The organism is Ruegeria sp. (assembly GCF_965243365.1).
Lineage (GTDB): Bacteria > Pseudomonadota > Alphaproteobacteria > Rhodobacterales > Rhodobacteraceae > Ruegeria.
The window spans coordinates 3,436,691-3,445,635 of the sequence record NZ_CBDEUW010000002.1; the positions used below are offsets into that span (position 1 = coordinate 3,436,691).

9 protein-coding genes are annotated in these 8,945 nt (G+C 58.4%); 6 read left to right on the forward strand and 3 right to left on the reverse strand.

What is annotated here, in order from left to right:
• Positions 1 to 67 precede the first annotated feature (67 nt).
• Together ACP0GE_RS20865 and ACP0GE_RS20870 are read right to left on the reverse strand one after the other, a co-directional pair.
• Complete coding sequence (locus ACP0GE_RS20865; RefSeq protein ID WP_424833794.1) at positions 68 to 1,297, reverse strand: sigma-54-dependent transcriptional regulator; 1,230 nt, start codon at positions 1,295 to 1,297, stop codon at positions 68 to 70.
• The gene (locus ACP0GE_RS20870; protein WP_424833795.1) at positions 1,294 to 3,060 is read right to left on the reverse strand and encodes a sensor histidine kinase; all 1,767 of its coding nucleotides are present in this window, start codon (positions 3,058 to 3,060) and stop codon (positions 1,294 to 1,296) included. Before ACP0GE_RS20870 ends, ACP0GE_RS20865 begins: the two co-directional genes overlap by 4 nt.
• A 47-nt stretch (positions 3,061 to 3,107) precedes the next feature.
• Between ACP0GE_RS20870 and ACP0GE_RS20875 the strand changes: the two genes are divergently transcribed.
• Positions 3,108 to 4,289, forward strand: coding sequence for a cytochrome P450 (locus ACP0GE_RS20875; protein WP_424833796.1), 1,182 nt, complete (start codon positions 3,108 to 3,110; stop codon positions 4,287 to 4,289).
• 141 nt (positions 4,290 to 4,430) lie between these two features.
• On the opposite strand, the gene ACP0GE_RS20880 is transcribed toward ACP0GE_RS20875, so the two are convergent.
• The gene (locus tag ACP0GE_RS20880; protein WP_424833797.1) at positions 4,431 to 4,910 is read right to left on the reverse strand and encodes an Lrp/AsnC family transcriptional regulator; all 480 of its coding nucleotides are present in this window, start codon (positions 4,908 to 4,910) and stop codon (positions 4,431 to 4,433) included.
• Between the two features lie 194 nt (positions 4,911 to 5,104).
• On the opposite strand from ACP0GE_RS20880, the gene ACP0GE_RS20885 reads away from it, so the two are divergent.
• The 5 genes from ACP0GE_RS20885 to ACP0GE_RS20905 all read left to right on the forward strand — a co-directional run.
• The gene (locus ACP0GE_RS20885) at positions 5,105 to 5,419 is read left to right on the forward strand and encodes a DUF2849 domain-containing protein (protein ID WP_424833798.1); all 315 of its coding nucleotides are present in this window, start codon (positions 5,105 to 5,107) and stop codon (positions 5,417 to 5,419) included.
• Between the two features lie 64 nt (positions 5,420 to 5,483).
• Complete coding sequence (locus tag ACP0GE_RS20890) at positions 5,484 to 7,148, forward strand: nitrite/sulfite reductase (protein ID WP_424833799.1); 1,665 nt, start codon at positions 5,484 to 5,486, stop codon at positions 7,146 to 7,148.
• Positions 7,138 to 7,899 carry a phosphoadenylyl-sulfate reductase gene (locus ACP0GE_RS20895; RefSeq protein WP_424833800.1) on the forward strand — a complete coding sequence of 254 codons (762 nt, stop codon included), beginning with the start codon at positions 7,138 to 7,140 and terminating at the stop codon, positions 7,897 to 7,899. Before ACP0GE_RS20890 ends, ACP0GE_RS20895 begins: the two co-directional genes overlap by 11 nt.
• The gene (locus ACP0GE_RS20900; protein WP_424833801.1) at positions 7,896 to 8,303 is read left to right on the forward strand and encodes a DUF934 domain-containing protein; all 408 of its coding nucleotides are present in this window, start codon (positions 7,896 to 7,898) and stop codon (positions 8,301 to 8,303) included. Before ACP0GE_RS20895 ends, ACP0GE_RS20900 begins: the two co-directional genes overlap by 4 nt.
• 107 nt (positions 8,304 to 8,410) lie before the next feature.
• On the forward strand, positions 8,411 to 8,945 hold a 535-nt coding region (locus ACP0GE_RS20905), incomplete at its 3' end, for a ferredoxin--NADP reductase (protein ID WP_424833883.1).

Consider the following 8,945-nt stretch of genomic DNA (forward strand, 5'->3'; position numbering starts at 1 on the left):
TCATCGAAACGAATCGCCCGCCGCAATGAATATGTGCCCACATTTGCGGTCACAATCAGTAGGCGGTTTACCTACGATAATCCTCTGGGCGTATCTGATAGCGGGCGAGCTTGTCGTAAAACGTCTTGCGCGGCAGCTTCAAAGCCTTCGCAGCCTCAGACGCCTTACCATTGTGTCGCCCAAGGGCCGCAATCAGCAAGGAACGCTCAACCCGCGCCATCTGTTCCGATAGCCCCAGATCAGATGCCGTGGCCACCTCTTCCGGCATTCCCAACACGAACCGCATGGCAGCCGACATCAGGGACCGGGCATTCCCCGGCCAGTCCTGCGCCATCAGCGATGCGAGGTGTTCTGACGTTATCTCTGGCTCGACAATCCCCGCCTGTTCAGCCGCCTGCGCAACATAGTGTCGAAACAGCACCGGAATATCCTCGGGGCGTTCCGACAAGGACGGGATGCGGACACGCATCACGTCAAGATGATAGAATAGGTCTGCGTTGAACGCACCGCGAGCTGACATATCGGCAAGATCGACAGTTGTTCCAACGATAATGCGCGTATCGGTCCCTTTCTCGGTCAATTCCAGGGCTGCGTATTGCGTCGCCTCGGGCATTGCGGACACTTCATCCAAAAACAACGAGCCACCTGCCGCATCCTCGCAGCCGATCAGCAAAGCTTCGGGCGTCAGCCCCGCAGCCGCGCGTTTGACAAAAGGCCCCTGCCCATCCCGAGACATCAGGTGCACCACCTCAGCAACTTTCGAAATGCCGCTTCCCGGCGGTCCTGTCACCAACACTTCGGCCCGGGTGCCGGCAACCGTGCGGACCCGGTCGCGCAATGCCTCGGCTTGGGGCGAGCGTCCGAACAGCATCCGCGCAGCAGGGTCACCACGCTCCATCTCGCGCTTCAGCGCGCGGTGCTCCAAAACCTGTGAACGGGTCTCAAACGCCCGTGCAAGTACCGCCAGCAGATCACCTGCCGCACAAGGTTTCTCCAGAAAATCGAACGCACCTTGCCCCATGGCCTGCACCGCCATCGGGATGTCGCCCTCGCCGGTCAGCAGAATAACCGGAAGTTCGGGGTCAGTGTCGCGTGCGTAAGACAGCAGATGAAATCCGTCACGCCCCGGCATGCGGATATCTGAAACGATCACACCGTCAAAATCCTGGCGGATATGATCCTTGGCCGCAACAAATGACCCGGCAGTTACAGGTTCGTATTCAGCCAATTCCAAGGTCTGGGCCAGCGCCTCGCGTACAGCAGCATCGTCATCGACCAAAAGCACCTTGCGGATCATGCGGCCTTACCCTCTTTGAAATATTCCAGTTCGACGGTGAAGATCGCCCCTTTGTCAGCATTCACGCCGCGGATATTGCCCCCAAAGCTCTGAACAAGCCCGTATGAGATCGAAAGGCCCAACCCCATCCCCTCCGAAGAGCCGACGGCCTTGGTCGTGTAGAACGGCTCAAACAACTTCTCGGGGTCTTCAATCCCCGGCCCGATATCCCGAACGGTCACTGCCAGCCTATCACCCTGTTCAATCGCCACCTGGATCAGGCGTTCTTCATGATCACTCATGGCATCGGCAGCGTTGTTGATCAGGTTCACAAACACCTGCACCAGCCTCACTTCGCCGCCCCAAGCGAACACCGATGTCTCAGGTGGCGTCCACTGCAAGTCCACATTTTCGGATCGCAACCGCGCCTCTGTCAGTTCGACGGCCGTATTGATGACCTGTACCAGATCGACCTTCCCCATCGGTTCGCTTTCATTGCGGGCAAAGGCGCGCAGGTTTTTGATGATCCTAGCCATACGAACCGCCATATCCGAAATTCGACCGAGATTCTCGCGCGCCTTGCCATCTTTACCGCTGGCCAGAAAAGCCGCGCCGTTGTCTGCAAACTGACGGATCGCCATCAAAGGCTGATTTAACTCGTGACTGATCCCTGCCGACATCTGCCCCAAGGCCGTCAGCTTGCCCGCCTGAACCAATTCGGCCTGCGCCTGCTTAAGGGCGGCTTCCGCCTCTTCCCGCTCGGCCACCTCTCGCCGCAGGGCGGTGTTTGCGGCGGTCAAAGCACAGGTGCGCTGGGCAACCCGGCTTTCCAAAACCGCATTTGCGTCGGCCAATGTACGGCGGCGTTCTGTTGCAAGAAAAAGAAATGCGCCAAAGGCCAGACAGATTGCTGCCACCGCAGCAGCTTGCAGCGCTGCCAAACGCCGCGCAGGACCAACGTCCATCAGCACTTCACCCGTCATTCCAATGACCGGCAACTCACGAGAAAGGTGCAGTGCAGTTCGCGGCAGATAAGGACCCCAACCCAAATGCCACAGCTCATACGGGCCTATTTGAGTGGCCGAGAACTCTCTGTTTTCACCCGGCGGTATAAGTCCGATCTGCCCCTCTGGGCGCTTCCAGAACAAAAGATCCGAACGGTTGGAAATGAATACCAGTCCGGCATGATCAACAAAGAACACCGCCTCGGTACTGCCACGCCAGGTTCTTTCGACATCCTCGACATCGGCAATCACCATAAGGGCACCACGCACCCTTCCATCCGAACCAAAGGCCGGCGCTGCGTAGGAATAAATCCGGTTCGCGCCACCCGGCGAAACCCAAGTGTAATTCTGCCCGCTTGCTGCAGATAATACCCCGTGCGAACTACCCAGCGACCCCTGCATGGCGCGCTCGAACGCAGGGTGGTCAGAAACATCCCCGCTCAAGACCTCCTGCGCGGCCACTAAAACCCGACCGTCGCGCCCTGCGAACAACACGTCAACCGCTGCGGTCTTATCTGCGACATCCAACAGCAAAGCCTGCGCGCGGGATATGCTGGCCGGATCGTCCAAACTCATCAGATCAGGATGCGCAGACATCAGAACAGCCAATTCCTGATACACCTGCAATTGCGAGGTCAGTCGATCCGACGCCAACTCCAGATCCGCCGCTGCCTTTTCGCTGAGTTGCAGCAGCGCCTGCCGATAGCCATAGGTTCCAATTGCGGTCGATAACAAACCGACCGCACACAGGAATCCAGCGATGACCCAAATACGTTGCATATCATAGGGTCTTGCATTCACCGCGTCTCATGGCAAGTCTGCGGCGCATGAAGACTTTGTCCCAATCCCCTACCGACCCGGCATTTGTTCAGAACCCATACCCATTCTATGACACTGCTCGCGGCGAAGGGGATTTGGTGTTCTGGAAGGAATACGGGATGCCGGCAGCGGTATCTCACAGGGCGGTGCAAGATATCCTCCGTGATCGCCGCTTTGGAACAGAACAACCGTCCGAAATGCAAGCCGAAGTGCCACCGCATCTGGCCCCGTGGCACGCTGTCGAAGCGCATTCCCTGTTGGAAGCGGAACCGCCCCGACACACCCGCCTGCGCGCTTTAGTCCTGCGCGCTTTCACGTCGCGTGCGACTGCGGCGCTGGAACCGGCCATCGAAACTTTGTGCCACCAGCTGATTGATGACTTTCCCAACACGCCCTTCGACCTCCTCGAAGCCTATTGCACGCAAGTTCCCGTGATCACGATCTGCCGCCTGTTGGGAGTTCCCGAAGCCAAAGCGCCGGACCTGCTACAATGGTCCCATGCCATGGTCGCCATGTATCAGGCCGGACGTTCATATCAGACCGAAATTGAAGCAACCCGCGCAACGCAGGCCTTCACCGCCTTTCTGTCTGACTATATCGAAGAGCGCCGAACCGATCCACGCGACGACCTGATCACCAGATTGATCGCCGCGGAAGACGGGGGTGAGAAACTGTCACGACAGGAACTCCTCTCAACCTGTATTCTGTTGCTGAACGCTGGCCACGAAGCAACGGTACATTCACTCGGCAATGGCGTGAAAACCTTGCTGGAAACCCGCACGCCTCGCAAAATGCTTGCGCCCAACACGATCGATCAAACCATCGAGGAGATCCTGCGTTTCGATCCCCCGCTGCACCTGTTTACCCGCTACGCCTATGAAAGGGTCGACCTGTTCGGGCACAGCTTTGCCCGAGGCGATCAGGTCGCGCTGCTTCTTGGCGCCGCAAACCGCGACCCCTCAGTCTGGGAAACACCGAACGCATTTCTACCGGCCCGCAATATCATCACCAATTCAAGTTTCGGAAGCGGAGTGCACTTCTGCGTCGGCGCGCCACTTGCACGGTTAGAGATGCGCGTCGGATTGCAGGTTTTGTTTCAACGTTGCCCAAGCCTACGGTTGGTGGGCGAGCCGGAATACAACAACAGCTATCACTTCCACGGCCTGACCAAGTTGATGGTAAGCACCTGAAAATTGCGCGTTCCGCGCAATGCCTCCGGCGGGGATATTTGGGGCCAGATGAAGCAGGGATCCGTTACTTCATCTGGCCTTAAATATCCCGGGGGAGTCACCCGAAGGGTGGCGGGGGCAGAGCCCCCTTCATCATCGATGTCACCCGTCCTTCAGCGCGTTTAGCGGTAGCATAGTGGTCGATTTTATTTCCTCCATCGACAACAGCGCGGTGACATTGTGAACCCGTACTTCCGAGATCAGAGTCTGATAAAAGGAATCATAGGCCCGCGCGTTTTTCACACGCACTTTCAATATGTAATCGATGTCCCCGGCCAACCTGTGGGCTTCCTGCACCTCAGGCTGGTCTCGAAGGGCCTTAAGGAATTTTCGCTGCCATTCCGCTTCGTGTTCCGAGGTTCTGATCAGAACAAAGAACGTGGCCTCAAAACCCAGTGCCTCGGCATCCAGAAGAACCGTCTGCTGACCGATTACGCCCGCCCCCTTGAGCTTGCGGATACGATTCCAGACCGGTGTCTTGGAACTGCCGACCCTTGCTGCTATTTCGTCCAGCGATTGGCTGGCATCGCGCTGCAACTCGGCCAGAATTTTCCGATCTGTTTCGTCTATTCGAACCGACATTCTATTTTCTTCCCCGATTCAGAACTATCGTTCCGCCCATCGCGTCAAACAGAACAAATGTCCTTATTTGCTCGCCGATATGGCAATCAATCGGGAATATTTCCTATATTGGCAGTCAAGTCAAACTCCATAAGGGCGCGCTGCAGACCCGCGAGGGCCCGAAGTGACAATAGAATGAAGAAGGAGCACGTCTGATGGCCCGCGCATTTACACCCAAAGTGGTGACTGCCAACGACCTGTTGGAAGGCGACGTGATTTATCAAACCGAGGATGACCGCTGGTCGCGTGAGTTATCCGAGGCCGAGTTGATTACGGATGAAGCCCACGCGCAGGTCCGTTTGTTGGATGCCCAGCGTCAGGCCGACAAGATCGTTGGTGCCTATCTGGCCGATGCGGCCGCCGGTGACAACGGCCCCGAACCCACCCATTTCCGTGAGGAGTTCCGCCGCACCGGGCCTTCGAACTATGCCCATGGCAAGCAGGAAACAGAAACGCAGCCCCGGGCCTGAATCCAGGCCCCCTCTCTCCCCATAAAGGCCTCAGATCTGGGGCTGCAACTAAGGACAGCTAGATATGTATCGCTACTCCGAGTTCGACACAGCATTCCTGGAAGAGCGCAACAAACAGTTCCGCGCGCAGGTCGAGCGTCGTATTGACGGCTCGCTCACCGAAGATGAATTCAAACCCCTGCGCCTGATGAACGGCCTGTATCTGCAGTTGCACGCCTATATGCTGCGCGTTGCGATCCCCTATGGCACCCTGTCCAGTGCGCAGATGCGCCAACTGGCACTGCTGGCCGAGAAGTGGGACAAAGGCTATGGCCATTTCACCACCCGTCAGAACATCCAGTATAACTGGCCGAAATTGAAAGACGTGCCGGATATGCTGGACGCGCTGGCCGAGGTTGGGATGCACGCCATCCAGACCTCAGGCAACACTATCCGCAACGTGACCGCCGACCATTTCGCCGGTGCTGCCGCGGATGAGATCGCTGACCCGCGCCCTTATGCCGAACTGCTGCGCCAGTGGTCCACCGACCACCCGGAATTCCAGTTCATGCCGCGTAAGTTCAAGATCGCCATCACCGGTTCGGAAAACGACCGCGCCGTGATCAAAGCGCATGATATCGGCCTACAATTGGTTGAGCGTGACGGCGTTCTGGGCGCGCGTGTCATCGTGGGTGGCGGTCTGGGCCGTACACCGATGATCGGCAAAGAGCTGTCCGATTTCGTCGCCTTTGACGACTTGCTGGCTTACCTTGAGGCCACCGTTTCCGTCTGGAACCAGATCGGCCGCCGCGACAACAAGTACAAGGCACGCATCAAGATCACCGTCCACGAGAACGGCATCGACACCATCCGCGCCAAGGTCAATGAGCGCTTCTTGCAGGTTCGCCCGCAGTTCAAAGGTGCCGACATGAACCTGCTGGAAGAGATCAAGGACCACTTTGCGGCACCTGCCTTCCGCGAAGCTTCCGTCGCCACGTTTGAAAGTGCCTACACCAACGATCCGGTTTTCCGCTCGTGGGTCGACACCAACATCGCACCGCACAAGAACGCGGACCACGCGATTGTCACGATCTCGATCAAGAAGCACGGCCAGACGCCGGGTGATGCAACTGCCGAGCAGATGCGCGTGATGGCCGACCTGGCGGAAGAATTCGCCTATGACGAGTTGCGCATCAGCCACGAGCAGAACGTGATCCTGCCGCATGTCCACAAATCGGACCTGCCCGCGATCCACGCGAAGCTGAAAGAGTATGATCTGGCCACCGCCAATATCGGTCTGATCAGCGACATCATCGCCTGCCCCGGCATGGACTACTGCGCGCTGGCCACAGCCCGTTCGATCCCGGTGGCGCAGGAAATCGCGACCCGCTTTGACGAGTTGAAGCTGGAACACGATATCGGCCACCTGAAGATCAAGATCTCGGGCTGCATCAACGCATGTGGCCACCACCACGTGGGCCATATCGGCATTCTGGGCCTGGATCGCGCAGGCGTCGAGAACTACCAGATAACTCTGGGCGGCGACGGCACCGAGACGGCGGCCATTGGCGACCGCACCGGTCCGGGCTTTGCCTATGATGAGATCGTGCCCGCCGTTGAGCGCATCGTAGACACCTATCTGAACCAGCGGGAGAGCGCTGAAGAGACCTTCCTGGAAACCTACCGCCGCGTCGGTATGGCTCCGTTCAAGGCTGCACTCTACCCCGAGGCTCAGGCGAATGCCGCTTGACCTGATCCAAACGGAACTGGGCAAAGACCGAAGCGAATTGACCCAACGGGTCGAGGACCTGAACGCCCGGTTCCGCCACCATTCTGCCCATGACGTGATGCATGGCGCGATCGAAGAGATCGATGAGCTTGCTTTGGTCTCAAGCTTCGGGGCGGAATCGGTGGTGCTGCTGCATATGGCGGCGGTGGTCGACAAGATGACGCCGGTGTTGTTCATCGACACCCAGATGCTGTTTACCGAAACGCTGGAATACCAGCAGGAAGTCAGCGAGCGTCTGGGGCTGCGCAACGTCAAAATCATCCGTGCGGACGATGAGGATATACAGCGCGAGGACCCGTATGGCGCGTTGCGCCTACGCGATACGGATGCGTGCTGCAACCTGCGCAAGACCTTCCCGCTGCAACAAGCCCTGTCAGGCTATTGCGGCTGGATCACCGGGCGCAAACGGTTTCAGGCGGGCACCCGCGCCGCCCTTGACTTCTTTGAGGTCGAGGACGGCACAGGCCGGATCAAGGTCAACCCGCTGGCCCACTGGGCGCCCGAAGACGTGCGCACCTATATGGACGAAAACAATCTGCCCCGGCACCCGCTGGTGGCCAAAGGATACCCCTCGATCGGCTGCGCGCCCTGCACCTCGCCGGTCAAAGAGGGCGAAGACCCCCGCGCCGGACGCTGGCGCGACCAGAACAAGGAAGAATGCGGCATCCATTTTGTCGATGGCAAGATGGTGCGCGCCGGAGAGAAAACATGAACGTAGTCGTATCGGATACGGGGTTTGCCCCCGACGACTGGACCGACGGATTTGTCACGCTGGAAGACGCGGCAAATGATGTGGTCGCGCTGGATGTGGCCTCGGACACAGACCCGGATGAACTGATTGACCGCTTGGGCAGCGCGCAAATGGTGCGTGTGGATTTTCCCTCCTCGGCAGATGGACGCGGCTTTACCATTGCCCGCGTTCTGCGCCTCAAAGGCTTTACCGGCCGCCTGCGCGCCAAAGGTCATGTGTTGGCCGATCAATACGCGATGGCCCGCCGCAGCGGCTTTGATGAAGTCGAGATCGACGATGCCTTGGCGGCCCGTCAACCTGAAGACCAATGGCTGGCCCGCGCTAACTGGAAAGACCATAGCTACCAGGCCCGCCTGCGCGGTTAAGACCGCCCTCGCCAGCTTGTGAAGAAACGGGGGCAAACTGTCCCCTTTTCTTGCCTTGTAACAAAGATTAAACGGAGATGCCGGTCACGCTGACCGACAGTGAAACCATGACAGAGATGAAGCCCGTGACCGAAGCAACCGCCGTGAAGGCCCCCGTTCTGCCGGACGCCCAGACAGTGACCGATGTGAAACATTGGACCGATAGCCTGTTTTCGTTCAAGGTGTCGCGCCCTGCCTCGCTGCGCTTCCGCTCGGGCGAGTTCGTGATGATCGGCCTGCTGGGTGACAACGGTAAACCACTGCTGCGCGCATATTCGATTGCCTCGCCTTCATGGGACGAAGAACTGGAGTTCTACTCGATCAAAGTCCAGGATGGCCCCCTGACTTCGAAACTTCAGCATATCAAGCCCGGTGATCAGATCATCCTGCGGCCCAAACCGGTCGGCACACTGGTTCATGATGCCCTGCTGCCCGGCAAGCGCCTGTGGTTCTTTGCCACCGGCACCGGATTTGCACCGTTCGCCTCGCTGCTGCGTGAACCGCAAACCTATGAGGACTATGACGAGGTTATCATCACCCACACCTGCCGCGAAGTCGCTGAGCTGGAATTTGGTCGCCAGTTAATCGAAAACATCCGCCAAG

What these genes read in the sequence shown, in the direction of transcription:
- ACP0GE_RS20865 (WP_424833794.1), bottom strand. Translation starts at nt 1,297, where the DNA reads ATGATCCGCAAGGTGCTTTTGGTCGATGACGATGCTGCTGTACGCGAG.
- ACP0GE_RS20870 (WP_424833795.1), bottom strand. Translation starts at nt 3,060, where the DNA reads ATGCAACGTATTTGGGTCATCGCTGGATTCCTGTGTGCGGTCGGTTTG.
- ACP0GE_RS20875 (WP_424833796.1), top strand. Translation starts at nt 3,108, where the DNA reads ATGAAGACTTTGTCCCAATCCCCTACCGACCCGGCATTTGTTCAGAAC.
- ACP0GE_RS20880 (WP_424833797.1), bottom strand. Translation starts at nt 4,910, where the DNA reads ATGTCGGTTCGAATAGACGAAACAGATCGGAAAATTCTGGCCGAGTTG.
- ACP0GE_RS20885 (WP_424833798.1), top strand. Translation starts at nt 5,105, where the DNA reads ATGGCCCGCGCATTTACACCCAAAGTGGTGACTGCCAACGACCTGTTG.
- ACP0GE_RS20890 (WP_424833799.1), top strand. Translation starts at nt 5,484, where the DNA reads ATGTATCGCTACTCCGAGTTCGACACAGCATTCCTGGAAGAGCGCAAC.
- ACP0GE_RS20895 (WP_424833800.1), top strand. Translation starts at nt 7,138, where the DNA reads ATGCCGCTTGACCTGATCCAAACGGAACTGGGCAAAGACCGAAGCGAA.
- ACP0GE_RS20900 (WP_424833801.1), top strand. Translation starts at nt 7,896, where the DNA reads ATGAACGTAGTCGTATCGGATACGGGGTTTGCCCCCGACGACTGGACC.